Annotated in this window: 27 protein-coding genes (1 of these 27 only partly in view); 17 read left to right on the forward strand and 10 right to left on the reverse strand. The window is 28.4% G+C overall.

Going from position 1 to position 26413, the window contains the following annotated elements; translation table 11 throughout:
• Together porQ and cmk are read left to right on the forward strand one after the other, a co-directional pair.
• On the forward strand, positions 1 to 121 hold the 3' end of the coding sequence (gene porQ / locus MKD41_RS02780; protein ID WP_240243923.1) for a type IX secretion system protein PorQ. It extends 890 nt beyond the left edge of the window; 121 of the gene's 1011 nt are visible here — the last part of the coding sequence; its start codon lies off the left edge, out of view; it ends in the stop codon at positions 119 to 121.
• A gap of 6 nt (positions 122 to 127) precedes the next feature.
• Complete coding sequence (gene cmk / locus MKD41_RS02785; protein ID WP_240243924.1) at positions 128 to 820, forward strand: (d)CMP kinase; 693 nt, start codon at positions 128 to 130, stop codon at positions 818 to 820.
• Here the strand turns inward: cmk and MKD41_RS02790 are convergent.
• On the reverse strand, positions 817 to 1449 hold the full coding sequence (locus tag MKD41_RS02790) for a 7-carboxy-7-deazaguanine synthase QueE (RefSeq protein WP_240243925.1): 633 nt from the start codon (positions 1447 to 1449) through the stop codon (positions 817 to 819). The two genes, cmk and MKD41_RS02790, sit on opposite strands and share 4 nt — an antisense overlap.
• Positions 1450 to 1553: 104 nt before the next feature.
• Between MKD41_RS02790 and MKD41_RS02795 the strand changes: the two genes are divergently transcribed.
• Together MKD41_RS02795 and MKD41_RS02800 are read left to right on the forward strand one after the other, a co-directional pair.
• Positions 1554 to 3062, forward strand: a complete 1509-nt coding sequence (locus MKD41_RS02795) for a helicase HerA-like domain-containing protein (protein WP_240243926.1) — start codon at positions 1554 to 1556, stop codon at positions 3060 to 3062.
• Positions 3063 to 3118: 56 nt separating this feature from the next.
• Positions 3119 to 3688 (forward strand): hypothetical protein, encoded by a 570-nt coding sequence (locus MKD41_RS02800; RefSeq protein ID WP_240243927.1) that lies wholly within the window; start codon positions 3119 to 3121, stop codon positions 3686 to 3688.
• Here MKD41_RS02800 and MKD41_RS02805 read toward each other — a convergent pair.
• Positions 3685 to 5043, reverse strand: a complete 1359-nt coding sequence (locus tag MKD41_RS02805; RefSeq protein WP_240243928.1) for an MBL fold metallo-hydrolase RNA specificity domain-containing protein — start codon at positions 5041 to 5043, stop codon at positions 3685 to 3687. The two genes, MKD41_RS02800 and MKD41_RS02805, sit on opposite strands and share 4 nt — an antisense overlap.
• 158 nt (positions 5044 to 5201) lie before the next feature.
• On the opposite strand from MKD41_RS02805, the gene MKD41_RS02810 reads away from it, so the two are divergent.
• Positions 5202 to 5561 (forward strand): cupin domain-containing protein, encoded by a 360-nt coding sequence (locus tag MKD41_RS02810; protein WP_240243929.1) that lies wholly within the window; start codon positions 5202 to 5204, stop codon positions 5559 to 5561.
• Positions 5562 to 5605: 44 nt separating this feature from the next.
• Here the strand turns inward: MKD41_RS02810 and MKD41_RS02815 are convergent, their stop codons facing one another.
• Positions 5606 to 6481 (reverse strand): bifunctional 5,10-methylenetetrahydrofolate dehydrogenase/5,10-methenyltetrahydrofolate cyclohydrolase, encoded by an 876-nt coding sequence (locus MKD41_RS02815; protein ID WP_240243930.1) that lies wholly within the window; start codon positions 6479 to 6481, stop codon positions 5606 to 5608.
• A gap of 58 nt (positions 6482 to 6539) precedes the next feature.
• Complete coding sequence (gene ffh, locus MKD41_RS02820; protein ID WP_240243931.1) at positions 6540 to 7871, reverse strand: signal recognition particle protein; 1332 nt, start codon at positions 7869 to 7871, stop codon at positions 6540 to 6542.
• Positions 7872 to 8171: 300 nt separating this feature from the next.
• On the opposite strand from ffh, the gene MKD41_RS02825 reads away from it, so the two are divergent.
• Positions 8172 to 9866 carry an FAD-dependent oxidoreductase gene (locus MKD41_RS02825; protein WP_240243932.1) on the forward strand — a complete coding sequence of 565 codons (1695 nt, stop codon included), beginning with the start codon at positions 8172 to 8174 and terminating at the stop codon, positions 9864 to 9866.
• An 83-nt stretch (positions 9867 to 9949) separates the two neighbouring features.
• Here MKD41_RS02825 and msrB read toward each other — a convergent pair whose 3' ends face one another.
• Both msrB and MKD41_RS02835 read right to left on the reverse strand, forming a co-directional pair.
• Positions 9950 to 10432, reverse strand: coding sequence for a peptide-methionine (R)-S-oxide reductase MsrB (gene msrB / locus MKD41_RS02830; RefSeq protein WP_240243933.1), 483 nt, complete (start codon positions 10430 to 10432; stop codon positions 9950 to 9952).
• A gap of 1 nt (position 10433) precedes the next feature.
• The gene (locus MKD41_RS02835) at positions 10434 to 11315 is read right to left on the reverse strand and encodes an alpha/beta hydrolase (protein WP_240243934.1); all 882 of its coding nucleotides are present in this window, start codon (positions 11313 to 11315) and stop codon (positions 10434 to 10436) included.
• 74 nt (positions 11316 to 11389) lie between these two features.
• Between MKD41_RS02835 and MKD41_RS02840 the strand changes: the two genes are divergently transcribed.
• The 3 genes from MKD41_RS02840 to MKD41_RS02850 all read left to right on the forward strand — a co-directional run bounded on the left by MKD41_RS02840 (position 11390) and on the right by MKD41_RS02850 (position 14131).
• The gene (locus MKD41_RS02840; RefSeq protein ID WP_240243935.1) at positions 11390 to 12196 is read left to right on the forward strand and encodes a M48 family metallopeptidase; all 807 of its coding nucleotides are present in this window, start codon (positions 11390 to 11392) and stop codon (positions 12194 to 12196) included.
• A gap of 87 nt (positions 12197 to 12283) precedes the next feature.
• A complete protein-coding gene (locus MKD41_RS02845) occupies positions 12284 to 13594 on the forward strand; it encodes an MFS transporter (RefSeq protein ID WP_240243936.1) in 1311 nt (436 codons plus the stop codon).
• Between the two features lie 111 nt (positions 13595 to 13705).
• On the forward strand, positions 13706 to 14131 hold the full coding sequence (locus MKD41_RS02850; RefSeq protein WP_240243937.1) for a secondary thiamine-phosphate synthase enzyme YjbQ: 426 nt from the start codon (positions 13706 to 13708) through the stop codon (positions 14129 to 14131).
• A gap of 153 nt (positions 14132 to 14284) precedes the next feature.
• Here MKD41_RS02850 and MKD41_RS02855 read toward each other — a convergent pair whose 3' ends face one another.
• Positions 14285 to 15946 carry a SulP family inorganic anion transporter gene (locus tag MKD41_RS02855; protein WP_240243938.1) on the reverse strand — a complete coding sequence of 554 codons (1662 nt, stop codon included), beginning with the start codon at positions 15944 to 15946 and terminating at the stop codon, positions 14285 to 14287.
• A gap of 389 nt (positions 15947 to 16335) precedes the next feature.
• Between MKD41_RS02855 and MKD41_RS02860 the strand changes: the two genes are divergently transcribed.
• Together MKD41_RS02860 and MKD41_RS02865 are read left to right on the forward strand one after the other, a co-directional pair.
• Positions 16336 to 16974: a DUF5020 family protein gene (locus MKD41_RS02860; protein ID WP_240243939.1), complete on the forward strand. Its 639-nt coding sequence runs from the start codon at positions 16336 to 16338 to the stop codon at positions 16972 to 16974.
• Between the two features lie 9 nt (positions 16975 to 16983).
• Positions 16984 to 18279, forward strand: coding sequence for an NCS2 family permease (locus MKD41_RS02865; RefSeq protein WP_240243940.1), 1296 nt, complete (start codon positions 16984 to 16986; stop codon positions 18277 to 18279).
• 132 nt (positions 18280 to 18411) lie between these two features.
• On the opposite strand, the gene MKD41_RS02870 is transcribed toward MKD41_RS02865, so the two are convergent.
• From MKD41_RS02870 to MKD41_RS02880, 3 genes are all read right to left on the reverse strand, one after another.
• On the reverse strand, positions 18412 to 19053 hold the full coding sequence (locus tag MKD41_RS02870) for a carbonic anhydrase (protein WP_240243941.1): 642 nt from the start codon (positions 19051 to 19053) through the stop codon (positions 18412 to 18414).
• Positions 19054 to 19124: 71 nt separating this feature from the next.
• Entirely contained in the window at positions 19125 to 19808 is a 684-nt protein-coding gene (locus MKD41_RS02875) for a toxin-antitoxin system YwqK family antitoxin (RefSeq protein ID WP_240243942.1), read from the reverse strand.
• 4 nt (positions 19809 to 19812) lie between these two features.
• Complete coding sequence (locus MKD41_RS02880) at positions 19813 to 20250, reverse strand: heme-binding domain-containing protein (RefSeq protein ID WP_240243943.1); 438 nt, start codon at positions 20248 to 20250, stop codon at positions 19813 to 19815.
• 228 nt (positions 20251 to 20478) lie between these two features.
• Between MKD41_RS02880 and MKD41_RS02885 the strand changes: the two genes are divergently transcribed.
• The 6 genes from MKD41_RS02885 to MKD41_RS02910 all read left to right on the forward strand — a co-directional run bounded on the left by MKD41_RS02885 (position 20479) and on the right by MKD41_RS02910 (position 26391).
• On the forward strand, positions 20479 to 21048 hold the full coding sequence (locus MKD41_RS02885; RefSeq protein WP_240243944.1) for an adenylosuccinate lyase: 570 nt from the start codon (positions 20479 to 20481) through the stop codon (positions 21046 to 21048).
• A gap of 58 nt (positions 21049 to 21106) precedes the next feature.
• A complete protein-coding gene (gene purB, locus MKD41_RS02890; protein ID WP_240243945.1) occupies positions 21107 to 22450 on the forward strand; it encodes an adenylosuccinate lyase in 1344 nt (447 codons plus the stop codon).
• A gap of 10 nt (positions 22451 to 22460) precedes the next feature.
• Positions 22461 to 22829, forward strand: coding sequence for a hypothetical protein (locus tag MKD41_RS02895; RefSeq protein WP_240243946.1), 369 nt, complete (start codon positions 22461 to 22463; stop codon positions 22827 to 22829).
• 3 nt (positions 22830 to 22832) lie between these two features.
• Positions 22833 to 23606: a TerC family protein gene (locus MKD41_RS02900; RefSeq protein ID WP_240243947.1), complete on the forward strand. Its 774-nt coding sequence runs from the start codon at positions 22833 to 22835 to the stop codon at positions 23604 to 23606.
• A gap of 151 nt (positions 23607 to 23757) precedes the next feature.
• The gene (locus tag MKD41_RS02905) at positions 23758 to 24822 is read left to right on the forward strand and encodes an AI-2E family transporter (protein WP_240243948.1); all 1065 of its coding nucleotides are present in this window, start codon (positions 23758 to 23760) and stop codon (positions 24820 to 24822) included.
• A gap of 258 nt (positions 24823 to 25080) precedes the next feature.
• Positions 25081 to 26391 (forward strand): TolC family protein, encoded by a 1311-nt coding sequence (locus MKD41_RS02910; RefSeq protein WP_240243949.1) that lies wholly within the window; start codon positions 25081 to 25083, stop codon positions 26389 to 26391.
• Positions 26392 to 26413: the final 22 nt, after the last annotated feature.

Here is a 26413-nt window from a genome sequence, read left to right on the forward strand (position 1 = left end):
TTCTGGTTTTACTGCTGGTTTTGGTTTAAAAATGAATAAACTAAAATTTAATTATGCATTTACAAAATACCACCCAGCTTCTAACGTTAGTACATTTAGTCTTCTTATAAATTTAAATTAAATAAAATTGAATAAAATTACTATAGCCATTGATGGTTTTTCTTCTACGGGTAAAAGTACTATTGCTAAACAATTAGCTAAAATTTTAGCTTATAGTTATGTAGATTCAGGTGCGATGTATAGGGCTGTTACCTTGTATGCGATGCATCATAATTATATTTCTGAATCTGAATTTAAACCAGAATTACTTATTAATGATTTAAATAAGATTAATTTAAAATTCATATTTAATGAGTCTGTTGGTTATGGAGAAATGTATTTGAATGGAAAAAACGTTGAGCATGAAATTAGAACTTTAGAAGTTTCTAAATTGGTTAGTAAAGTTGCAGAAATTTCTGAAGTACGAAAAAAACTTGTAGAACAACAACAATTAATGGGAAAAGATAAAGGAGTTATAATGGATGGAAGAGATATTGGAACTGTTGTTTTTCCTAATGCCGAATTAAAGTTATTTATGAATGCTTCAGCAGAAAAAAGAGCTATTAGACGCTATAATGAGCTAATTAAACGAGGAGATAGTGTTTCATTTGAAGAAATACTTAAAAATGTTGAATATAGAGATCATATTGATTCTACACGCGAAGATTCACCATTAATTAAGGCTACAAATGCTATTGAAATTGATAATTCTAATTTAACGTTAGAAGAGCAGTTTGATAAAATTTATTTAATTGTTCAAGAAAAACTAAAAAGTCTTTAAGGTATATTTAAATATTTATGAGTTTGTAAAGAAATTTTCCATTTAGGATATTTCATAACAAAATCTACTATTAAAGGCATCATTTTTTCTCTTTTACTCCATTCAGGTTGTAAATAGAGCTCGCAAGTGTTCTTAACTTTTGCAGCTTGTTCTTCAGCAAATTTAAAATCGTGATTGTTAGAAACAATAACTTTTAACTCATGAGCTTCTTTATAAATGCCTTCTAGAGGAAGTTTTGTTTTTTTAGGAGATAAACAAATCCAATCCCAATTTCCAGATAATGGATACGCTCCAGAAGTTTCTATATGTGTTTTAATGCTTAGCGATTGTAATTTTGAGGTAATATAGTCTAAACTCCACATAAGTGGTTCTCCACCAGTAACAACAACTGTATTTGCGTGTTTTTTAGCATTTTCAATAATAGAGTCAGTACTTGTTGGTGGGTGTAAACTTGCATTCCAACTCTCTTTAACATCGCACCAATGACAGCCAACATCGCAACCACCAATTCTTATAAAGTAAGCGGCTTTTCCTGTATGAAAACCTTCACCTTGAATTGTATAAAATTGTTCCATTAAAGGTAACATTTTACCGGAATTTATTTGTTGTTGTATTTCTTCATTTATCATGCTGCAAATATAGACATAAACACGAACAATAAATAAATAGAATATAATTTCTATTGAAATTTTTAATTTGAGTTTTAAATCTTATTTTTATCGAAATTTTTAAGATGGATAGAAAAGAAGCTTTTTTTAATCATATTACAGAAGGATATGCTACCAAAGGAGATTATATTACGTTTGGTTCAGCAATACTAGATGGTGAAACAATTAAAGATGCCTTTGTAAAAGTACCATTAAAAACATTAAATAGACACGGACTTATTGCCGGAGCAACCGGAACAGGTAAAACAAAGTCGTTACAAGTAATGGCTGAAAATTTATCAGAAAAAGGAATTCCTGTACTTTTAATGGATATTAAAGGAGATTTAAGTGGGTTGGCAATGCCAAGTCCTGGGCATAAAAAAATTGATGAAAGACATGCTGCTATTGGATTGCCTTTTGAGTCTAAAAGATTTCCTGTAGAAATATTATCAATTTCAGAACAAGATGGTGTTAAATTAAGAGCAACCATTTCAGAGTTTGGGCCTGTTTTATTATCGAGAATTTTGGATTTAACAGAAACTCAAAGTGGAATTGTTTCAATTATTTTTAAATATTGTGACGATAATAAGTTACCTTTATTAGATTTAAAAGATTTTAAAAAAATATTGCAATATGTTACTGCTGAAGGTAAAGAAGAAATTCAGGCTGAATATGGTAGAATTTCAACAGCAAGTACAGGAGCAATTTTAAGAAAAATTGTTGAAATTGAGCAGCAAGGAGGTGATTTGTTTTTTGGTGAACGTTCTTTTGATGTAAAAGATTTAGTAAGAACAGATACTGAAGGGAATGGAATGATTTCAATATTGCGTTTAACAGATATACAAGATAAACCAAAATTGTTTTCTACTTTTATGCTGCAATTATTAGCTGAAGTATATTCTACATTTCCAGAGCAAGGAGATAGTGGAAAACCTGAATTGGTAATATTTATAGACGAAGCCCATTTAATTTTTAAAGAAGCTTCAAAAGCATTATTATCTCAAATAGAAAGTATTGTAAAATTAATACGTTCTAAAGGTATTGGTTTGTTTTTTGTTACACAAAATCCAAAAGATGTACCAGAAGAAGTTTTGGCACAGTTAGGTTTAAAAGTTCAGCATGCATTAAGAGCATTTACAGCTAAAGATAGAAAAGCTATTAAATTAGCTTCAGAAAATTATCCGGATTCTGATTATTATGATGTTGATGAAACTTTAACCCAATTAGGTATTGGAGAAGCTTTTGTTTCTGTTTTAAATGAAAAAGGAATCCCTACTCCGCTAGCAGCTACATTAATGCGTGCCCCAATGAGTAGAATGGATGTATTAACTGATGCTGAATTGAAACAATTAATAGATACTTCAAGGCTATATTATAAGTATAATGAGACAATTGATAGAGAAAGTGCTTATGAAATTTTAAATGAGAAAATTGAAGCTATTAATAAGAAAGAAGCTGTTGAAGAACAAAAGAAAAAAGCATCTAAATTATCAAAATCAACAAGTAAAAGTACACGAATGAACCCTATATTAAAAGTAGTTACAAGTGCTACTTTTATAAGAGGAGTTTTAGGAATATTAAAACGCGTTATATAATCTAACCCATTAGAGAATTTAACGTTATATAAATTATATAAAATTGTAATTAAATTATGTCATTGTTAAAAAATTGTTTTATAGTATTAATTTCATTAGTATTTATTCAATGTGGGAAAAAAAATGAGTTTCTAATTGAAAAAGGAAATGTAGGTTCTTTAAATAGGCAAACTACTATTTTAGAATTAAGGACAATTTTTGAGAATGATTCTATTGCTTCTAATTCTCCGGAAGAAATTGAATCTTCAGATGATAAAATATTTTCACTTGATAAAGAAGAATATGTTATTTTTTCAAAAGAAGGGAAAAAAATATTAGAAATTGTTCCATCCAATCAAAATGATTCTTTATCAAAAATAAGAAGTATTCAAATTTTTGATCCAAGATATTTAACGGAAAAAGGAATTTCATTAAAATCTACATTTAAAGATATAAATGAAAATTATATAATAGATAAAGTTGAAACCACTTTAACATCTGCAACATTATTTATAGATGAATTGAATGCAACTATTTCAATTGATAAAAAAGAATTGGGATTAAGTACTTTTAGTAGAGAAGAAGTTTCTATTGATCAAATTCCAGATATTGCAAAAATTAAATACTTTACTATTTGGTTTAATTAGGCTAAATAATAGGTTTTATTCATTTTAGCAACTGTACAATTCCAATTTAAATCTGTTTTTAATTTTACTTTTAAAGCTTGACTTTGGTGTGGTTCACCATGATTTATAAAAGTTAAATTTGGAGCTGTTTTAAAATGTTTTAACCAATCTAATAATTCAGATTGATCTGCATGACCAGAAAATGCATTTATTTTTAATATTTCAGCATTTATTTTATAGTATTTACCAAAAAATTTAATTTCAGAGTCACCAGATAATAGCGCTTTTCCTCTGGTTCCTTCGGCTTGAAATCCTACAATTAAAATACTATTTTTTTTATCTTCAATATATTTATCTAAATAATGTAAAACTCTTCCACCAGTAAGCATTCCACTACCAGCTAATACAATTTTAGGTGCATTATCATTTACTACAGCTTTTGAAGCACTAACATCACTAATTAATTGAACCGTTTGTAACATACTTTTTATATCACTTTCGGTTAAATTATGAATGTTTTTATGTTTAAAATAAACTTCAGTAGCGTTAACTCCCATTGGGCTATCTAAATAAATTGGAATGTTTGGTAGTTTTTTTTCACGTTTTAAAATACTTAATAAGTATATAATTTCTTGAGCTCTTTCAACAGAAAATGTTGGAATTATTAAAATTCCTTTTTTTGAATATGTATGTTCTATATATTTAAGAAGATTATCTATAATTGAAACTTTTTTATGTATTCTATTTCCATAAGTAGATTCAACAACTAAATAGTCTGCTTTTTCAATATATTCAAATTGTGGTAATATAATGGGAGATTTTCTTCCTAAATCACCTGAAAAAGCAATTATTTTTTTATTTACTTTTATTAAAATAATAGCACTTCCTAAAATATGCCCGCTATTTAGAAATTTAAATTGAATTTCATCATCAAGGTTATGCCACTTATTTAATTCGAAAGTTTTAAGGTGTGAAATAGTAGCTTTTGCATCTTCTATATCATATAAAGGTTTGGCAGGTTTATGTTTTGTATAATTGTATTTATTTTGCCGTTTAGCATCTTCTTCTTGAATTTTTCCACTATCTAATAAAATTATTTTGGTTAAATCTTTAGTTGCTTCAGTACAATAAATAGCACCTTTATAACCATTTTTTATTAAAACTGGTAAATATCCAGAATGGTCTAAATGTGCATGCGTAAGAAAAACAATGTCTAATTCATTTAAATCTACGGGGAATTTATCCCAGTTTTTAAGACGTAATTCTTTTAAACCTTGAAATAAACCACAATCAATTAATATTTTTTTGTAATTAATTTCTAGTAAAATTTTTGATCCAGTAACTGTTTCAGCTCCTCCTAAAAATGTAATTTTCATTTTTTTAGATTTAAAAATTTATACTATAAATAGCTATGAAATCGCTCTTACTAATTTACAATTTTTATTGTAATTTTTGTATTTTTAATCGATAATAAAATAAAAAATAGTGTGCTATATTAGCAAAAAACTAAAAATGTTAAATAAAATTTATTTAAATGAAAAAATATAACATACAAAAAGCGCCTTTTATAGTACCAACAACAGACGGTAAATTAATTGAAGAACATTTTGGCCTAGCTAGTATTGTTTCAGAATTAAGTATTGCCAGAATGATTGCTCCAGCAAAATGGAGTGAGCCTTTTCAAACTCCCAAATTTGATGAATATACCTATATTATTAAAGGAAAAAAACAATTTAATATAGATGGAGAGGTGCTTGTTTTAGAAGCTGGTCAATCTATTAAAATTTTAAAAGGAACAAGAGTTCAATATTCAAATCCTTTTGATGAAGCTTGTGAATATATTGCAGTTTGTCTACCAGCATTTTCAATGGACTTGGTAAACCGAGAGCAATAAAAAAAGGTTTCAAATATTTGAAACCTTTTTAAGATTGTAATTAGTTAGTTTTTACGCTTACACGCTAATAATGTATTTTTCATTAGCATTGCAATTGTCATTGGACCAACACCACCTGGAACAGGTGTTATAAAAGCAGATTTAGGACTAACGCTTTCAAAATGAACATCGCCAGCTAAACGGTAACCGCGTTTTTTTGAAGCATCTTTAACACGTGTAATACCAACATCAATAATTGTAACACCGTCTTTAACCATATCGCCAGTTAAAAATTCTGGAATACCCAAAGCAGCAACAATTATATCAGCTTGAAGGCAAAGTTCTTTTAGGTTTTTTGTTCTACTGTGAGCAACAGTAACTGTAGCATTTCCAGCTGGTCTTTTTTGACTCATTAATATACTCATTGGACGACCTACAATGTGGCTTCTACCAATAACTACCACATGTTTCCCAGAAGTTTCTACTTTATAACGTTCTAATAATTCTAATATACCAAAAGGAGTTGCAGGTAAAAATGAAGGTAAATCTAAAGTCATTTTACCAACATTTGTTGGATGAAAACCATCAACATCTTTATCTGGATTTACAGCCATTAAAACTTTTTGTTCATCAATATGTTTTGGCAATGGTAATTGTACTATAAAACCATCAATATCATCGTTATTGTTAAGAGCGTCAATTTCTTGTAATAATGTTGCTTCAGAAGTTTTTTCAGGTAAATCAATTAAAGTAGAATTAAAGCCAACAAGTTCACAAGCCTTTACTTTGGCATTTACATACGTCATACTAGCACCGTCTGTTCCTACTAAAATAGCTGCTAAATGAGGTGTTTTTTGACCTTTAGCTTTTAATTCTTTTACAGATTCAGCTATTTCAATTTTTAAATCTGCAGATGTTTTTTTTCCATCGAGTAAAATCATTATGTACTTTTTAAAATATTTATAAAAAAAGGCAAACATTTTATGTTCACCTTAGCAATTATTTCCCCATTCCTTTCATCATTTGCATCATTTGTCTGCCGCCGCCACCTTGCATCATTTTCATCATTTTACTCATTTGAGTAAATTGTTTTAGCAATTGATTTACTTCTTGTATACTAGTTCCAGAGCCTTTTGCAATACGTTTTTTTCTTGAAGCATTTATAGTTTTTGGTTCTGTTCTTTCACCAGGTGTCATAGAGTGAATAATAGCTTCAATTCCTTTAAAAGCATCATCATCAATATCTACATCTTTCATCATTTTTCCAGCACCAGGTATCATTCCCATCAAATCTTTCATGTTACCCATTTTCTTGATTTGCTGAATTTGTTTCAAGAAGTCATCAAAACCAAACTGATCTTTGGCAATTTTCTTTTGAATTTTTCTTGCTTCTTCTTCATCGTATTGTTCTTGGGCGCGTTCTACTAAAGAAACAACATCTCCCATTCCCAAAATTCTATCTGCCATACGATCTGGATAGAAAACATCAATGGCTTCCATTTTTTCACCAGTACCAATAAATTTAATAGGTTTATTAACAACAGTTTTTATAGATAAAGCAGCCCCACCACGTGTATCACCATCTAATTTTGTAAGAACAACACCTTCAAAATTTAAAATATCATTAAAAGCTTTTGCAGTATTTACGGCATCTTGCCCAGTCATAGAATCTACCACAAATAAAGTTTCTTGTGGATTTACAGCTTTATGAATGTTAGAAATTTCAGTCATCATAGCTTCATCAACAGCTAAACGACCAGCGGTATCTATAATTACAACATTTTTACCAGTTTCTTTTGCATGTTTAAGTGCATTTAAAGAAATTTCAACAGGGTTTTGATTACCAACTTCGGCATAAACTTCAACTCCAATTTGTTCTCCAACAACTTGTAATTGATTTATAGCGGCTGGTCTGTAAACATCACACCCAACTAATAAAACATTTTTAGTTTTTTTAGTTTTTAAGTAATTTGCCAATTTTCCAGAGAAAGTAGTTTTACCAGAACCTTGTAAACCAGACATTAGAATAACGGTTGGTGTACCTGAAAGGTTAATTCCTACAGTTTCTCCACCCATTAATTCAGTTAACTCATCTTTAACAAGTTTAACCATTAATTGCCCTGGGTTTAAAGATGTTAGTACATCTTGTCCTAAAGCTTTTTCTTTAACAGTATTTGTAAAGTTTTTGGCTATTTTAAAGTTAACATCTGCATCTAAAAGTGCTCTTCTTACTTCTTTTAAAGTTTCGGCAACATTTACTTCTGTAATTTTTCCATGACCTTTTAGTACATGAAGGGCTTTATCTAATTTATCACTTAAATTATTAAACATATTCTTGCATCAATTTTTTAGAATTGCAAAGATAACAAAAATCAATAAAAATCAATTTTTATAAAGCTCATTTTATGTTTTGTAAAGGATATTATTAAATTCTAGTAATCATATTAATTTTAAGATCTTTTTAAATTAAAACTGAATACTATAATTGTTTGGACAACTAAATGTAAAAAGTAGTTTTAAACATTAAATTTAAAGTAAAAGGTAACAATAATCACGTAAACGAAATAGTAATATTAATTACGTTCTGTTTTAAAAAAAAGTTAAAAATTTGTACAAACATAATAATATAAAATGAAAAAAATAATAGTAATTGGAGGCTTGTCAGCTGGACCGTCAGCAGCTGCGAAAGCAAGAAGAGAAGATGAGACTGCAGAGATAGTTTTATTTGAAAAAGGAGCAAATATTAGTTATGCTACTTGTGGAATGCCTTATGCTTTTTCTGGTGTTATTGAAGATAGAAGTAATTTAATTGTAGTTGAACCAGAATTACTAAGAACTCGTTTTAATATTGATGTTCGTTTAAATGAAGAAATTGTAAAAATAGATACTACTAATAAAGTTGTGTATTCAAAAAAAGGAGATTATAGTTACGATACCTTGGTTTTTGCTACGGGTGCAAAATCTATTGTACCTCCAATAAAAAATATTGAAAAAGCTACTAATTGGTCTACTTGTAGAAGTATGATTGATTTTGATAAAATTACCAAAGAAGGTTTAGCTTCAGACTCAAAACATATTACTGTAGTTGGAGCTGGATTAATTGGTATTGAAGTTGCTGAAAACTTGAAAGATGCTGGAAAAGAAGTTACATTAATTGAAGGTGACAATCAAGTTTTAAATATGTGGCAACAAAAATTCGGGAATTTTGCTGAAACAGTTTTAAAAGAAAAAGGAATTGAGGTGTTAACGTCTAGTTTGGTTTCAGAATTTAAATTAGATGAAAATTGGAAAATTGATGAAATTAAAATGAAAGACGGTAACACCGTTAAAACAGATTTTGTTATTTTAAGTGTTGGTATTAAGCCAAATACAGATTTATTGCTTGAAAACGGAGCCGAACATATTGGCAACGGAGCTTTAAAAGTAAATGAACGTATGGAAACATCTATAAAAGATGTTTTTGCTGCAGGTGATAATGTTGCAATCAAAAATTTGCAAACTGGTAATTATGATTATTTCCCATTAGGAACGCACTCTAACAAAGCGGGTAGAGCAGCAGGTGCAAATGCGGTTGGACAAGATATTCAATTTAAAGGAGCGTATAAAACGGCTATAGTAAAAGTGTTTGATTATACATTAGCTCGTACGGGGATGAATCCAAAAGCTTTACAAGCACTAAAAATACCTTTTAAAACTGTACTTACAATTGCTGGTGCAACTCCGGGGTATTATCCAAATCAAAAAGATTTAATTACAGAAATTTATTATAATTCAGAAACCGAAGAAATCTTAGGAGCAGAATTATTTGGCGAAGTTGGAGTAGATAAGCGTGTAGATGTTTTAAGTACTGCAATTTATGCAAAATTAAAAATTACAGATTTAGCACAGTTAGATTTAGCGTATGCTCCACCGTTTTCTCCAGCAAAAGATCCAGTTGTAGTTACTTGTTTTGTTACAGAAAATATTTTGAACAATAAAAGTACACAAGTTTCTGTTGAAGAATTAAGCAATTTTTTAAGTGAGGATAAATTAAAAGAATATACGTTAATAGATGTTAGGACGGTTGAAGAATACGAAAATGGAACTATTCCAAACGCATTAAATTTTCCTTTAGATGAAATTAGAAATAATATTGGAAAAATAAAAATATTAAATAAACCAATCATTATTTTTTGTCAAAGAGGATTAAGAGGTTATTTAGCTGAGCTTATTCTAAATCACAATAATATTAAAAACATTGTTAATGTTGCTGGTGGATTTAAACTTTGGAAAATGTATAGTGATAAAATTGAAATTCCTAAAAATATTTTGTCAGAATTGAACTAAAATAACTTTCTATATATTTAAAAAAGCTGTTTGAAAGGTCTAAACCTTAATCAAACAGCTTTTTTTAGTGTATTTTTTAAGACTTATTTATCCGCCTTTACAAATTTTATTGAAGAAGTATTTACGCAATAACGTTGCCCGGTAGTTTCTTTAGGACCATCATCAAAAACATGACCAATATGTCCGTCGCAAGCAGCACAAATAATTTCAGTTCTTATCATACCATGGCTTGTATCTTTAATAGAGACAATAGTTCCATCAATAGCATCATCAAAAGAAGGCCAACCACAATGCGATTCGTATTTACTGTTAGATTCAAAAAGTTGTAAATTACAAGCTGCGCAATGGTAGGTTCCTTTTTCAAAGTGTGAAGTTAAACCCTCTTCACTTGGTCTATCTGTACCTTTTTCTCGTAACACATAATACTCTTGAGGTGTTAGTTCTTTTTTCCATTGTTCTTCAGTTTTTTTAATTTTCTTAATCATAATTTTTTCTTTTTTTTCTTGAGAATAATTAGTAGTAATACAACAAGTTACTGTAACTAAAAATAACAATAGTTTTTTCATTTTAAGTATTTCTTTTTATAAATTTTAGAATAGTGTCTATAACAAAATCATCTTTTAATATACGGGTATGTCCTAATCTTTTTGTTATTAAAAGTTCACCTTGTTCTGTATTTCGACGAATATTATGTGCACAACTTACAGGAACTTCTCTATCTTCTTCATCGTGTATTATTAAAGTAGGAATTTTAACCTCTTTTGCGGCTAAACTTGCAGAATAATTATCAACATCTTCACCAAATTTTTTTAAAAAATAGCCTTTCATTTTAGGGACTATTTTTTGCTTCAGTTCTATTTTACTTACAAATACATTAAAAATATCTGTAATAATATCACCAGCACCAATAATTATTGCTTTTTTAACAGTTAAACCTTGTTTAATATTATTTAAAACGGTCATTCCACCTAAAGAATGCCCTATGGCATATTCAAAAGGGCCATATTTTTTTTCAATATAATTTGAAGCAGTAATAAATTCGGTCATCATAGTTGATTTACCTTCAGATTCTCCATGTGCAGGAGCATCAAAACTGATAGTCATAAAGCCATTTTCCAATAATTTATCAGCAATTTTATACATTTGAGTACCTCTACCAGACCAACCGTGTACCAATAAAACTTTTCTTTTTGAATAGCCGTAAGTGTACACCATTATTTTTTTATTTAATTCAGGAATTAAAATCATTTTCTTTTTTGCACTTTTAGCCATAGTTTGCTCACGCTCTGGTGTTTTATACGTTATTGGTGTTGTAAATAGCTTTATAGCATACTTAGTAGCAAGTGAAGGAGCAATAGATTGCAATATTTTTCCAGGTATTATTACAGACCTTGGAATTTTTGGAATATTTTTTGCTTTAGTTGGAGTATTAGGTTTATTTTGCTTCATGAATGTTTCAAATTTGTTGGTAAAGATAGAATTTGTTACTTTAAGCAAAAAATAACAATTAAAAAAGATGAAAAATGAAAAAAATTATTTCCTTAACCTTAGTATTACTTTTTGTAATAAGTTGTAGTACAGTTCCTATAACTGGAAGAAAGCGTGTTAATTTTGTTAGCGATGCTGAAATATTGCCTTCAAGTTTTGCTCAATATGAAGGTTTTTTACAAGAAAATAAAATTTCTACTGATTTAGCATTGACAAATGAAGTACAATCTGTAGGAGCTAGAATATCAAAAGCTGTAGATAAATTTATGAGAGCTAATAATATGGTTAGCGAAGCTGATAGCTACCGTTGGGAATTTAATTTAATAGAAGACGAAACGGTAAATGCTTGGTGTATGCCAGGAGGAAAAGTGGTATTTTATACAGGAATTATACCAATTTGTGCTAATACAGATGGAATTGCGGCAGTTATGGGGCACGAAGTGGCTCATGCTTTTGCAAAACACGGACAAGAACGTATGACTAGTGCTTACGGGCAACAATTAGGAGGCATTGCAGTAGCGATTGGAACTAATAATAAAGATCCAAAAACACAACAATTGTGGAATACAATTTATGGTGTTGGCTCACAAGTAGGAATGCTAGCTTATAGTAGAACGCATGAAACTGAAGCCGATAAGTTAGGAATGGTATTTATGATTATGGCTGGATACAATCCTGAAGAAGCAATTAATGTATGGATTAGAATGAGTGAACGCGCTGAGAGTGGTAGTGCACCTCCAGAATTTTTAAGTACGCACCCGTCTAACGAATCTAGAATTGCAAATTTGAGAGCTTATTTACCAACTGCTGTAGAGTTGGCAAAACAGTACAGTATAGATTAATTTGTTAATAATTAATTGAAATAAATATTTATAGTATATTGTAAGCCGTTTCTAATCTAGGAGCGGTTTTTTTATTAAAAATAATATATGTTACAAAAAGGTGATAAAAAGCTTATAAATGCTTGGGCGTTTTACGATTGGGCAAATTCGGTATATTCTTTAGTAATTAGTACTGCTGTTTTTCCAATTTATTACAGTAGTTTAACAGAGTCTTTTGCAAATGTTGAAAGAGAAATTACTTTTTTAGGCACACAATGGAATCCAACTACCTTGTACGATTATACATTAGCTTTTTCATTTTTAATTGTAGCATTTATTTCACCAATTTTATCTGGTATTGCCGATTATACAGGCAATAAATTAAAATTTTTAAAAGCATTTTGTTTATTAGGATCACTATCTGTTATGAGCTTGTTCTTTTTTAAAGATGAAGCAAGTTTATGGGTAGGTATTGTATTTACAATATTAGCAAGTATTGGTTTTTGGGGAAGTATTGTTTTTTATAATGCTTATTTACCTGAAGTTGCACATCCCGAACAGCAAGATGATGTAAGTGCAAAAGGATTTATTTTTGGATATTCAGGCTCTATTTTATTATTGTTATTAAGTTTGGTAATGATTAATAAACCTGAATTATTTGGATTGCCAAACGCAGGTTTTGCATCTCGATTAACTTTTTTAATAGTTGGTGTTTGGTGGTTTGGTTTTGCTCAAATAACCTATGCTAAACTTCCAAATAATGTGTATAATAGAAAGCCTAAAAAAGATTTTATTTGGAAAGGTTTACACGAATTAAAAGTAGTAGCTAAGGAGTTAAAACAACATCCAGAATTAAAATTGTTTTTAAGCTCATTTTTTATGTATAGTGTAGGTGTACAAACAATTATTTTAATGGCTGGTATTTTTGGTAGCAAAGAATTAGGATTACCTACCTTAGATCTAATTGCAGTTATTCTAGTGGTACAAATTGTTGGTATTGTTGGCGCTTTTGTGTTTTCTAGATTATCAGACAAAATTGGGAATATTTCAACTTTAAAAGTCACTGTTTTAATATGGACAATTGTTTGTTTTATTGCTTTTTTGTTAGATAAATCTCAAGAAAATATTAATTTATATTTTTATGGATTAGGAGCTCTTATCGGATTAGTAATGGGAGCTATACAATCTTTATCAAGATCAACATATTCTAAATTATTACCAGATACAACAGACCATGCAACTTATTTTAGTTTTTACGATGTTACTGAGAAAATAGCCATTGTTTTTGGTATGCTTATATTTGGGTTATTGGTTTCTTTAACAGGTTCAATGCAATGGAGCGTACTGTTTTTAGCAGTTTTCTTTTTAATTTCGTTTGTTTTACTTTTCTTTATAAGAAAAACAAAATATGTTCAATAAATAGCTGTTGTTTATATAATTAAGCCATTATTTATTAAAAATAAGGTGTAAGTATTAGTAGTTACATCTATTTGTAACACTTGTTCAGGTATCATTAATATATTATTGTATATGAAATTTTATCAAAAAAATATAAATTTAAAACCATTTAAAAGAGGGTTTCATTTAATTACTTCCGATATTATAAAAGCATTTCCAGAGTTGAAACAAATTTCAATAGGACAATTACAAGTTTTTATTAAACACACTTCTGCAAGTTTAACTATAAATGAAAATGCGGATCCAACCGTTAGAACTGATTTTGAAAGTCATTTTAATAAAATGGTTCCAGAAAATATGCCTTATTACATTCATACGTATGAAGGAGCTGATGATATGCCAGCACATATAAAAAATTCTTTATTAGGTTGTTCAATTCAGATTCCGATAACCAATGGAAAGTTGAATTTAGGTATTTGGCAAGGAATTTATTTGTGTGAACATAGAGATAATGGCGGAAGCAGAAACTTGGTTTTAACAGCTTTTGGAAACCAATAGTTTTAATGCGTTGTTATTGGGTTTATATCCGATATTCATTGTTTTAGTGTATTAAAATCAATATATCTTAAAAGGAACTCTATTAAGTTTTGGACTGGCTATTTGTATTGCATTAGCCTATAGTTATATGTTGAAAATTGTTTGAAAAGTTGCCTAATCTTCTATATTTAAATATTTTTTAGCTCTTGAAATTGCCATAGTTATATTGGTAACAATATATTTTCTTTCAATAACCGAATAGATATCATTTTTTCTAAAATCAGCTCTTAATTCAGGGCTAATACCTGATAATATTATTAAAATATCTTCTTCTTTAAAAGTTTTAATAATTTCTTTTAAACTTTGAAAACCTGTAGCATCAATCATAGGAACATAGCGCATTCTCAAAATAATAACTTTGTAATCCTTGTTAAAGGCAGTAATTGTTTCTTGAAATTGCCTTGCGGCACCAAAAAATAAAGGACCATTTATTTCGTAAAGCAGTACCTCTTTAGGTAAGTCAGATAATTCTTCATCAAAAAGATGTTCACCTGTTCTATTTTCAGAAGTAATATTTTTAATATGAATAGATTCACTCATTCTTTTCATAAACATAAGACTAGCAAGTACAATTCCAATTTCAATAGCTATAATTAAATCAAAAATAACAGTTAAAAAGAACGTGGTTAGTAAAATAATAACATCCGTTTTATTTCCTTTTAAAATGGATTTAAATTGTCTCCATTCGCTCATATGATAAGCTACAACAATTAAAATACCTGCTAAACACGACATTGGAATTAGTTTTGCATAAGGAGCAAATAATAACATAATTGCGAGCAATGCTAAAGCATGTACAATACCTGCAATTGGAGTTCTACCACCATTTTTTACGTTAGTAGCAGTTCTGGCAATAGCACCAGTTGCTGGAATTCCACCAAAAAGAGCTCCAAAAGCATTTGCAGCTCCCTGAGCTATTAATTCCATATTTGAACGATGTTTACCACCAATCATAGAGTCTGAAACTACAGCTGAAAGTAACGATTCTATACTTCCTAAAATGGCAATTGCAAATGCCGGTTGTATAAGGGCTTTTATAATTTCAAAATCTACTTTTGGAATTGAAGGCATACTTATGCTACTTGGAATTTCACCATAATTACTTTCAATAGTTGCAACAGGAATATTAAAATATTGTACTACAAGTGTGGCAAGTAAAATAGCTATAATAGAACCCGGTATTTTAGGTATTAATTTTTGAAAATAGAGTGTAATTAAAATAGTTACTGTAGCTATTACAATTGCATACCAATTAATATTGTTAAAATTATTAAAATAAGCGATCCATTTATCTATAAAATCAGCCGGAACATTTGAAATATTAAGTCCTAAAAAATCATTTATTTGAGATGAAAAAATAATAAGTGCAATTCCACTTGTAAAACCCACAATGAGTGAGTAAGGAATAAATTTTAAGTAATTTCCTAATTTAGCAAAGCCCATTATAATAATAATAAAACCTGCCATAAAAGTTGCAATTGTAAGTCCGTTTACACCATATTCTTGAACAATACCATAAACAATTACAATAAAAGCACCAGTTGGCCCGCCTATTTGAACCCTACTACCTCCAAAAATTGAAATTATAAGTCCGGCAATAACTGCTGTTATTATACCTTTTTCTGGAGAAACACCTGAAGCTATTGCAAATGCAATTGCTAAAGGAAGTGCTACAATACCAACAATTAAACCTGATAGAATGTCTTTTATTAAAGTCTCTTTAGATATTCCTTGTTTTAAAAGTGAAAACAATTTTGGAATAAAATCTTTTTGCATTTCGATAAATAATTAAAATGCAAATTTAATAATTTTACACAGCTAATAGTATAAAATTAGCAATACTTTTTTTAAATGAGCGATTTCTTTTATGTTTTCTTTAATTTTTTTTTGAACATAAATTATATTAATAAATAATAAAATTATTGTTTTAAAAGGTGCTAATCTGCTAATATTCAATACAGATTATAGGTTGTTAGTTTTTATTTTTTAAAAATATTTTTATTGAATAGTGTATAAATCAATAGAATATTTGTCTAATTATTATTTAATCTGGTTATAAATAGTTAATTAAGTGTTAATAATTGAATTTTAACAAATGAATTATCAATGGTTTTAAAGCGTATTTTTGACATTTAATTTTAATTAACCATAAATAGTATTCAACAATGAAAAAATTAACCTTTCTTTTTGCAATTTTAGTAACAACAATTGTTACTTCACAAAACTTTCAACTGCATAACGATTTTGAAAGAGGACACCTTACTACTACTTTTGAACTTTTTAAAATGGACAAATATGGTAATACTTTTACGTTTGTAGATTTTGATTACGATTCTGCAACAGGTACAAGTAATGCATATTATGAAATTGCCCGTGTGCTTAAAACTGAAAAAATGCCAGTTGGTTTACATGTTGAATACAATGCGGGACATACAAATAGTTTTACAATTCCAGAAGCTTGGATTTTTGGGGCTAATTATAGTAAAGGAAATGCTAAGTGGGGATTTTCTACATACGCAGGTTATAAAGCATTTACTGGAGCTGATGGAGAAGGGAATTTTCAGGTAACAGGAACTTGGTATTGGAATGTAATAGCTGATAGATTAACATTTACAGGATTTGCAGATTTATGGACAGAAAATGGTTTGTCTGATAATACTGTGTTTTTAGCAGAACCACAATTATGGTATCATTTAAATAAAACATTTTCTGTAGGAGGGGAATTAGAGATTTCATCAAATTTTGCTGGTGGGAGTGATGCAATAAAAGGAAGACCAACTTTAGCTATTAAATGGAATATATAAACTATAATTATGTTAGATAAATTTTTTAAAATAACAGAAAATAAATCAACTTTAAAAACAGAAATTATTGCTGGAATTACCACGTTTATGACAATGGTATATATTTTGGCTGTAAATCCTGGAATTTTAAGTGAAGCAGGAATGGATAAAGATGCAGTTTTTACTGCAACCGCATTGTCTGCAGTTATTGCAACTTTAGTAATGGCTTTGGTTGCTAAATTACCTTTTGCCTTAGCGCCAGGTATGGGATTAAATGCGTTTTTTGCATTTACAGTAGTACTTGGAATGGGCTATTCTTGGGAGTTTGCCTTAACAGCAGTATTTTTAGAAGGTATTATTTTTATAATATTAACCGTATTTAACATTCGAGAGTTAATAGTTAATTCTATTCCTTTAAATTTAAAACATGCAGTTTCAGTTGGTATTGGGTTATTTATTGCTTTTATAGGTTTAAAAGGTACAGGTTTAGTAGTTGATAATCCAGCAACTTTAGTAAGTTTAGGAGATATGAAAAATCCTGCTGTTTTAGTAGGTATGGCTGGTGTTTTAATTATTGGTGTTTTATTAACTAGAAAAATAAAAGGAGCTATTTTAATTGGAATTTTAGCTTCAACTATTTTAGGTTTATTTGTTGGCGTTACTGTAATTCCAGAAAACTTTACATTTGTTAGTTTGCCTCCATCTATTGAGCCAATATTTTTCAAATTTGATTTTTCACAAATATTTACAATAGATATGTTAATTGTATTATTTACATTCTTGTTTGTAGATATGTTTGATACTGTTGGAACGTTAATAGGTGTGTCTTCAAAATCTGGAATGTTAGATAAAGACGGAAATGTACCAAGAGTTAAACAAGCATTATTTGCAGACTCCATAGGTACTTTTATAGGAGCAATTTTAGGAACTTCAACAGTAACTACTTATGTGGAAAGTGCAGCAGGTGTTGCTGAAGGAGGAAAAACAGGAATGACTGCTTTAACAGTTGCAGGTATGTTTGCTCTTTCATTGTTTTTTGCACCATTGTTTATGATAATTCCAGACGCAGCAACGGCTCCAGCTTTAATAATTGTAGGGTTGTTTATGATTTCTCCAATAATGAAAATTGATTTAAAAGATTTTACAGAAGCAATTCCAGCATTTTTTACAATTATAATGATGCCTTTAACATATAGTATTGCTGAAGGTATAGTATTTGGGATGTTGTCTTATGTTTTATTAAAATTACTTACAGGAAAATATAAAGAAATAACACCTATTATGATTGTTATAGCTGTGCTATTTATTGTCAAGTTTTTTGTTTAAGGAAATATAATTATACAAAAAAAGCTGTTTAAAAATCTTTGAAAAATCGTCATTCTAGACTTGTTTCAGAATCTTTTTCTGATGATTTTTTAATTTTTAAACAGCTTTTTAATTTTTAGAAATTAAAAATAATTAACTATTTTTTTCAATTGAAAGGTGGTAAATACCTCTAATATCTTTTAATATTTTGTCGAAATCTATTTCTAAATCTACTAATTTACCCGAATGAATATCCCAAACCCAACCGTGAACAGCAACACGATTTTCTAGAATAGCTTTTTGTACATCAGAAGTTTTTAAAACATTTACACATTGTTCTTGAACATTTAATTCAACCAGTCTATTGTATTTTTTTGTTTCATCTGTAATTAAATCTAATTCGGTATGGTGTAGTCTATAAACATCTCTAATGTTTCTTAACCAAGGATTTAAAATACCTAAATCTTCAGATTGCATAGCTGCTTTAACACCTCCACAAGAATAATGCCCACAAACTACAACGTGTTTTACTTTTAAATGGCTAACGGCATAATTTATTACAGACATTGCGCTTAAGTCTGTATTAGGAACCATATTTGCAATATTTCTATGTACAAAAACTTCTCCTGGGCGCATTCCCATTAGATCTTCTGCGGTTACTCTGCTATCTGAACAGCCGATATATAATATTTCAGGACTTTGACCTTTTGCTAAATTTGTAAAATAATCTTCATCATTTTTAAGTCTTTTAGCAATCCATTTTTTGTTGTTCGAAAAAATTTTTGAGATATCCAATATTAAAAGTTTTAATTAATTATTGTTTTTTACTAGCCTAAAATTCATTTTAAATTTTGTGCAATATAGAGTTATTGTTTTAAATTATTAGATTTTTTTTGTATGTCTTCTTCATTAACTACCCAGGTTCCAACTCTTTCATTATTTTTATAATTCCCTGAAGAAATTATTTTTCCGTTACCAGCGTAGTATATTGCAGGTCCATTTAGGTTTCCATTTATATAATTTAAATCCTCTAGCAATACACCATTATCTGCATAGCGTTTTATATTTCCATTTAATTTACCTGAAGTATAATTTAGAAGTTCAGATATTTTTCCTGTTCTATAATAGCTTTTATAGCTGCCTTCTAACTCATTATTTTTGTAGTTTTCTTCAATCATTAAGGTTTTTCCATTTGGATAATAATACAACCAAGTTCCAATTCTTTTTTTACCATCCATAGTGCCAGTGCTTTTTAAAATTCCTTTAACGGTATAAAAATTAACGGTAGCGAGTGAACTGTTTGGTTTAAATGTTTTAATAATTGTAGGTTGTGTAGCATTTGTAATATCATAATATTTAAATACGCCAACTTCTTTTCCGGCTTTAAAAGTACCTTGGTATCTGATGTTGTTATTAGGATAATATTTTTTCCAAATACCATCTCTTTTTCCGTTTAAATCGAATTTATTTATTTTTTCTTGCGCATTAGTAGAAACGTTATAAAGAAAAAATAAGCAGGTTATTAAAACGTAATAAACTTTAACTCTCATTATTTTATTCAGCTTTAAGTGTATTTACCCAATCTAAAAGTATTTTATATTGATCTGCAGAAACTACAGCATCTTTATGCATCCATAAATAACTATTTAAAGGCATTTTTTTAGATTTTAATTCCTTTTTTAAATCTTTAATAATGTGCTCTTTTTGATGTTTGTTATAGGTAGCCCATTCAGAAAAATTTAAATGTTTTTTACCATCATTAACATGTGATGCTAAATACCAAGAAATTGGAGCAATTTCACTATACCAAGGATAATTTGTATTGTTTGAATGGCAATCGGCACACGATATTTTAATTATTTCTTGAACATCTTCTGGAACTGTAAGTACAGTAGTAATATCATTTATTACTTCATTAGAAATATTTTTTTTAGGTCTTATAAATTGAATTACAACTACAACTACAAGAATTATTAAAAGTGTTTTTTTCATTTTTTTTCATTTAAAAAATAAAGGTATTGTTTTCTTTTCATAAATTTAGCACAAAACTAAATTATGGCAATTTCAAATTTTTGGTTTTACACAATAATGATTGTTGTGATACTACATATAATCGTAGGATTTGTGTATTTATTGTATAAGTTATCTCCTAAAAAGAAAGATAAAGAATCTGAAAAGTAACTAATTATATGTGAGTTTAAAATTTATAAATAATTTAATTTGACAAAAAACTTTTTATTACAACAGTTAAATAATTTAGGACCTGCTTTAAGAGTAAATAGGTTGCAAGTAAGTAATTTAGTTTTAGAAAATCCTGAATTACTTAAATTCTTAATAGAAATTGTTTTTGAAGTAGATAATAAGTTATCGGTTAAAGCAGCTTGGGTTTTAGAATATGTGCTTACCGAAAAATTAGATTGGATAGCTCCGTATTTAGAAGAATTTACATTAAATATTGGAAAACTTTATTTTGGAAGCGCTGTGCGCCCAGCAGCTAAAATATGTGGGTTTATAGCAAAAGCTTATACATCTAAAAATAATTCAATTGTTAAAGAAACTCTAACAAAAAAACAGATTGATAGAATTATTGAGGCCGGTTTCGATTGGATGATTAGCCAACATAAAGTTGCGGTAAAAGCTTACACTATGACGACTTTGTTTTTACTAGGAAAAAACTACGATTGGGTACACCCAGAACTACAATTAATATTACAGCAAAATATAACTAAAGAAAGTGCAGCATATAAAGCTAGAGGAAAGATTACTTTAGGCTTGATAAACAAGCAATAAAATTTCAAAATGTAGCTTTATTTCATTAATTTTGCATTTTTCAACACAAAACTAAAAGATGGCATTAACAAGTTTAAACGCAATATCTCCAATAGATGGAAGATATAGAAGTAAAGTAGCAAATTTAGCACCTTTTTTTTCGGAAGAAGCGCTGATAAAATATAGAGTTAAAGTAGAAATTGAGTATTTTATAGCATTGTGCGAAATTCCTTTGCCACAATTAGCTGATTTTAATAGTGAACTTTTTGAACAATTAAGAAGTATTTATATAGATTTTACTTCAGAAGATGCACAAAAAATAAAAGATATTGAAAGTATTACAAATCACGATGTAAAAGCTGTTGAATATTTTATTAAGGAAAAATTTGATGCGTTAAATCTTCACAAATATAAAGAGTTTATACATTTTGGATTAACATCGCAAGATATTAATAATACAGCTACTCCATTATCAATTAATGATGCATTTGATATAGTTTACTACCCAGAACTTGCAATTCTTTTAGAAAAACTAAGACAATTAGCAGTAGCTTGGGAAGATGTACCAATGTTAGCACGTACACACGGTCAACCAGCTTCACCTACACGTTTAGGAAAGGAAATACTAGTATTTGTAGAACGTATAGAGCAACAAATAAAGCAATTACAAAATGTACCTTATGCAGCTAAATTTGGTGGAGCAACAGGTAATTTTAACGCACATAAAGTTGCTTATCCAACAATAGATTGGAAAGCATTTGGTACTCATTTTGTTGAAAAAGTTTTGGGGTTACACCATTCTTTTCCAACTACACAAATAGAACATTACGATCATTTAGCTGGTATTTTTGATGCTCAAAAGCGTATAAATACTATTTTAATTGATTTTAATAGAGATATTTGGACATACATTTCTATGGATTATTTTAAGCAAAAAATTAAAAAAGGAGAAGTAGGTTCATCGGCAATGCCTCATAAAGTAAACCCTATAGATTTTGAAAATTCTGAAGGTAACTTAGGAATTGCAAATGCACTTTTTGAACATTTATCTGCAAAACTTCCAATTTCTCGTTTACAACGTGATTTAACAGACTCTACAGTTTTAAGAAATGTAGGAGTTCCATTTGCTCATACAATTATTGCCTTCACTTCTACGTTAAAAGGATTGAACAAGTTATTAATTAATAAAGAAAAATTTGCGCAAGATTTAGAAAATCATTGGGCTGTTGTTGCAGAAGCAATTCAAACAATATTAAGAAGAGAAGCATACCAAAATCCGTATGAAGCTTTAAAAGGTTTAACAAGAACAAATGAAAAAATTACACAAAAATCTATGGCAGATTTTATTGATGGTTTAGATGTTTCTAATGAAATTAAAACTGAATTAAAAGCTATAACACCAAGTAATTATACAGGTATATAAATACATTTTAATGAAAAAAATTGCACTATTAATATTTTTAACAGCTATAATTAGCTGTAATACTGAACCTTTAAAAGCAGACCGTTTTAAATCTGGAACTTTTGAAATTCCAGCGGGAAAAGGGTATGAAAAAACAATTATTATAAGGCAAGATTCTTTACAAATTGAAAAATATGAAGATAGAGTAGACACCTTATCAATTTCTTGGAAAAACAATTTTAATTATACCTTAAAAATGTTGCATCCAAAAACAGCAATAGATGAAGATCCAATTCATGTAAAAATAACAAATGTTGAAGATGATTCGTACGAGTTTGAAGCTGTTATTGGGTATTCTAATTATGTTCAAAAAGGAGAGATTTTTAAAATATTAGAATAAATCATGGAAATATTTTTACAAGCAGATGCATGGATAGCTCTGCTGACTTTAACTTTTTTAGAAATTATTTTAGGTATTGATAATATTATTTTTATATCAATAACAGCAGGTAAATTACCAAAAGATAAAATTAAAAAAGCAACCAGGTTAGGACTTTTATTAGCGCTTATATTTAGAATATTTTTACTGTTAGGTGTTTCTTATCTTATTTCTATGAAAGCACCTTTCTTTACGTTCGATTTAAATTGGCTAAAAGGAGGTATAACAGGGCAAAGTGTAATTTTAATATTAGGAGGTATATTTTTACTGTATAAAAGTACAAAAGAAATTCACCATAAAGTAGAAGGCGTTGAAGACAAAGTAGAAGAAAAGACCGTAAAAAGTGTTGTTAAAAGCTCTTTTGGAAGTGTTATTTTTCAAATTGTTATGATTGATATGGTTTTCTCTTTCGACTCTGTTTTAACCGCTGTGGGTATGACTAATGGTGTACCTGGAGCATTAATAATAATGATTGCAGCTGTAGTAATTTCAATATTGATAATGATGATTTTTGCAACACCAGTTGGTGAATTTGTAAATAAAAACCCAACAATACAAATGTTAGCATTGTCATTTTTAATTTTAATAGGGTTTATGTTAATTACAGAAGGAGCTCATTTATCGCATTTAGAAGTTTTTAATAAACCAGTTGGTGCCATACCAAAAGGATACTTATATTTTGCAATTGCATTTTCATTAGGTGTTGAAGCCCTAAATATGAAAGTTCGAAAAAAATAATTAAATTTTACCATTAATTAACAAACTCCAATTTAATTAAGCGATTTTTGTTATTACTTTTACATAAATTTTTAGAGTGTATTTGCTAATTTATTGATTTTATTAAAACAAATAATAGCAATTAAACGTTAAAATATAATAATATAAACACATGAAAGATTTAAAAACAACTAATATTTTATTGCTTTTATTGGTAATACCTATGGTATTTTACATTTTAAAAACAATGTCTTTCATTTTTATACCATTAATTTTTTCAATGTTTATAGCATTGTTGTTTTTACCTTTAATGCGATGGTTGTCTAAACGTAAAATACATAATTTTATAAGTATTTTTATAGTGTTATTAATATTTGTAGGTGTCTTTAAAATAGGAGGAGAGCTTATAAAAATAACAAGTAGAGAGATTTTAGCTACAGATAGTATGTTTTTTGAAAAAGCTGCTACAAAAATAAATCTTTTAGCAAAATCTTTTGAGGACTTTTTAGGAATTAACTATTTTGATGATGGAAACCTTATAAGCCATTTTATAAATAGTGATACTATTTCTAATAATTTTGGCTCTACTTTTGATTTTATTGGAAATACAGTTTCTATGACTTTAATGACGGCATTTTTTGTTGTATTATGGTTAGCAGAATCTATCAATTTTCAAAAATTTTTAAATAATACTATTTTAAAACAAAAATTTGCATCGGTAAAAACCTTTATGAAAATTGAAAAAGACTTAATAAAATTTGTGAAAGTTAAGTTTTTAGTAAGCGCACTTACCGGTCTTGGTTTTGGATTGGCATGCTATTTTTTTGATGTTAGTTTTCCTATATTTTGGGGACTATTTGCCTTTCTTATAAATTTTATTCAAATGATTGGTTCTGTTGTTTCTGTAATTTTATTAGCACTTTTTGCTTTTGTTGAATTAGATCCAACAAGTACTTTATTATTTTTTATAATTACAATTACTTTAGTTCAAGTAGTTTTTGGAAGTATTTTAGAACCAATATTTATGGGAAGATCATTCTCTATAAATATTATTACAATCTTAGTAATGTTAATGCTTTGGGGTTATATTTGGGGTGTACCTGGTTTAATTATGTCAATTCCAATAACGGTATTTTTAAAGATTATTTTCGAACAATTTCCTCAAACACAATTACTGGCTACCATAATTTCTGGTAACGATGTAAAAATTAAACTTCCTCGTATAAAAAAGGTTTAGTATTTAAATCTTTTTTAATCTATTAAATTCGTTTTTTACAAAATATTTATTGTAGTTAGCCAGTATAAATTTTAGAGTTTTTAAAACAATAAACTTTTCATTTTTATGTAAATAACCCGCTAATTTCTAGGGTTTTTAGTACTTTGGTAATAATCTTTAAAACTTTAGGTAATAAATGTTACAGATGTTTGTAATGTTTATTACTGCTTAGGTAATCAACCTCAATTACATTTGCACTAAACTAAAAAAGAAATTAAGATGCGAGGTACATTTATTTTATTCATTTCATTATTTCTATTAAACATTTCAATAGGTAATGCACAACAAGAAATTGAAATTTCTTTAAATGAAATATTAGAAAAAGTTGAAAGTAATAACCACACTGTTAAAATATCTGAACAAAATTTTAATGCAGCAAAGGCAGATTACAATCAAACTAATTCAATTTTATTGCCTAATATTTCAATTTCACATTCTGGTATTTCAACCAATAACCCTTTAATGGCGTTTGGTTCAAAACTAAATCAGGAAATTTTAACACAAGAAGATTTTAATCCTGAACTTTTAAATGACCCAGATGCTATTCAAAATTTTACTACTAAAATTGAAATACAACAACCAATTTTTAATGCAGATGGTATTTATATGCGTAAAGCAGCAAAAGCTAAAATGAATGCTTTTGAATTGCAAACAACTAGAACTATAGATGCTATAAAGCTAGAAGTAACCAAAGTATATATGCAATTACAAGTAGCGTATAAAGCTGTTGAAGTATTAGAAAAAGCAAAAGAAGCTGCATTAGAAAATAAGAAAATTGCAGAAAATAGTTTAAAACAAGGTTATTTACAACAATCGGATATTCTTTCGGTAGAAGTTCATGTTACTGAAGTAGAAAATCAATTATTAACAGCAAAAAGCGGTATTAAAAATGCTTCAGATTACCTTTTGTTTTTAATAGGTGATACTAGTGAAACACTATTAAAACCATCTGCAGATTTAACAGCTGATTTAAACTTAGAAGTATACAATCAAGAACTTTCAGAAAATAGAGCAGATATAGAAGCTATGGAAAAAAGTACAGAAGCTTATACAAATATGTACAAGGCCAATAAAATGTCGTATTTACCAAGTTTAAATGCTTTTGGAAGTTACGAATTGTACGATGATAAAATTTTTAATGCAAATGCTAACGGTTATTTAGTTGGTGCACAATTATCTTGGAATGTTTTTGAAGGTTTTAAACGTATTGGTAAAACACAAAAAAGTAAAGCAGAATTAGATAAGGCTGAAATTAGTTTAGAACAATACAAAAATAAAAGTCAATTAGAGTTTAACAAAGCAAAACGTCAGTTAAAAGATGCTGAAAACAGTATGAATTTAACAAGTTTAGCGGTTGAACAATCTAAAGAAGCGTTAAGAATTAGAACAAATAGATACGAGCAAGGATTGGAAAAAACTTCAGACGTATTAATTTCTGAAACAAAATATTTACAAAAGCAACTAGAATATTTACAAGCAGTTTATAATTACAATTTTACAAAATCATATGTAAATTTTTTAACAAAATAATCTAACTAAAATCACTATACTT

Origin of the sequence: Lutibacter sp. A64, from assembly GCF_022429565.1 — a bacterium.
Lineage (GTDB): Bacteria > Bacteroidota > Bacteroidia > Flavobacteriales > Flavobacteriaceae > Lutibacter.

Excerpts from the sequence above, each read along its gene's own strand:
- MKD41_RS02790 (WP_240243925.1), bottom strand. The coding sequence starts at position 1,449 with ATGATAAATGAAGAAATACAACAACAAATAAATTCCGGTAAAATGTTA.
- MKD41_RS02795 (WP_240243926.1), top strand. The coding sequence starts at position 1,554 with ATGGATAGAAAAGAAGCTTTTTTTAATCATATTACAGAAGGATATGCT.
- MKD41_RS02800 (WP_240243927.1), top strand. The coding sequence starts at position 3,119 with ATGTCATTGTTAAAAAATTGTTTTATAGTATTAATTTCATTAGTATTT.
- MKD41_RS02805 (WP_240243928.1), bottom strand. The coding sequence starts at position 5,043 with ATGAAAATTACATTTTTAGGAGGAGCTGAAACAGTTACTGGATCAAAA.
- MKD41_RS02810 (WP_240243929.1), top strand. The coding sequence starts at position 5,202 with ATGAAAAAATATAACATACAAAAAGCGCCTTTTATAGTACCAACAACA.
- MKD41_RS02815 (WP_240243930.1), bottom strand. The coding sequence starts at position 6,481 with ATGATTTTACTCGATGGAAAAAAAACATCTGCAGATTTAAAAATTGAA.
- ffh (WP_240243931.1), bottom strand. The coding sequence starts at position 7,871 with ATGTTTAATAATTTAAGTGATAAATTAGATAAAGCCCTTCATGTACTA.
- MKD41_RS02825 (WP_240243932.1), top strand. The coding sequence starts at position 8,172 with ATGAAAAAAATAATAGTAATTGGAGGCTTGTCAGCTGGACCGTCAGCA.
- msrB (WP_240243933.1), bottom strand. The coding sequence starts at position 10,432 with ATGAAAAAACTATTGTTATTTTTAGTTACAGTAACTTGTTGTATTACT.
- MKD41_RS02835 (WP_240243934.1), bottom strand. The coding sequence starts at position 11,315 with ATGAAGCAAAATAAACCTAATACTCCAACTAAAGCAAAAAATATTCCA.
- MKD41_RS02840 (WP_240243935.1), top strand. The coding sequence starts at position 11,390 with ATGAAAAAAATTATTTCCTTAACCTTAGTATTACTTTTTGTAATAAGT.
- MKD41_RS02845 (WP_240243936.1), top strand. The coding sequence starts at position 12,284 with ATGTTACAAAAAGGTGATAAAAAGCTTATAAATGCTTGGGCGTTTTAC.
- MKD41_RS02850 (WP_240243937.1), top strand. The coding sequence starts at position 13,706 with ATGAAATTTTATCAAAAAAATATAAATTTAAAACCATTTAAAAGAGGG.
- MKD41_RS02855 (WP_240243938.1), bottom strand. The coding sequence starts at position 15,946 with ATGCAAAAAGATTTTATTCCAAAATTGTTTTCACTTTTAAAACAAGGA.
- MKD41_RS02860 (WP_240243939.1), top strand. The coding sequence starts at position 16,336 with ATGAAAAAATTAACCTTTCTTTTTGCAATTTTAGTAACAACAATTGTT.
- MKD41_RS02865 (WP_240243940.1), top strand. The coding sequence starts at position 16,984 with ATGTTAGATAAATTTTTTAAAATAACAGAAAATAAATCAACTTTAAAA.
- MKD41_RS02875 (WP_240243942.1), bottom strand. The coding sequence starts at position 19,808 with ATGAGAGTTAAAGTTTATTACGTTTTAATAACCTGCTTATTTTTTCTT.
- MKD41_RS02880 (WP_240243943.1), bottom strand. The coding sequence starts at position 20,250 with ATGAAAAAAACACTTTTAATAATTCTTGTAGTTGTAGTTGTAATTCAA.
- purB (WP_240243945.1), top strand. The coding sequence starts at position 21,107 with ATGGCATTAACAAGTTTAAACGCAATATCTCCAATAGATGGAAGATAT.
- MKD41_RS02895 (WP_240243946.1), top strand. The coding sequence starts at position 22,461 with ATGAAAAAAATTGCACTATTAATATTTTTAACAGCTATAATTAGCTGT.
- MKD41_RS02900 (WP_240243947.1), top strand. The coding sequence starts at position 22,833 with ATGGAAATATTTTTACAAGCAGATGCATGGATAGCTCTGCTGACTTTA.
- MKD41_RS02905 (WP_240243948.1), top strand. The coding sequence starts at position 23,758 with ATGAAAGATTTAAAAACAACTAATATTTTATTGCTTTTATTGGTAATA.
- MKD41_RS02910 (WP_240243949.1), top strand. The coding sequence starts at position 25,081 with ATGCGAGGTACATTTATTTTATTCATTTCATTATTTCTATTAAACATT.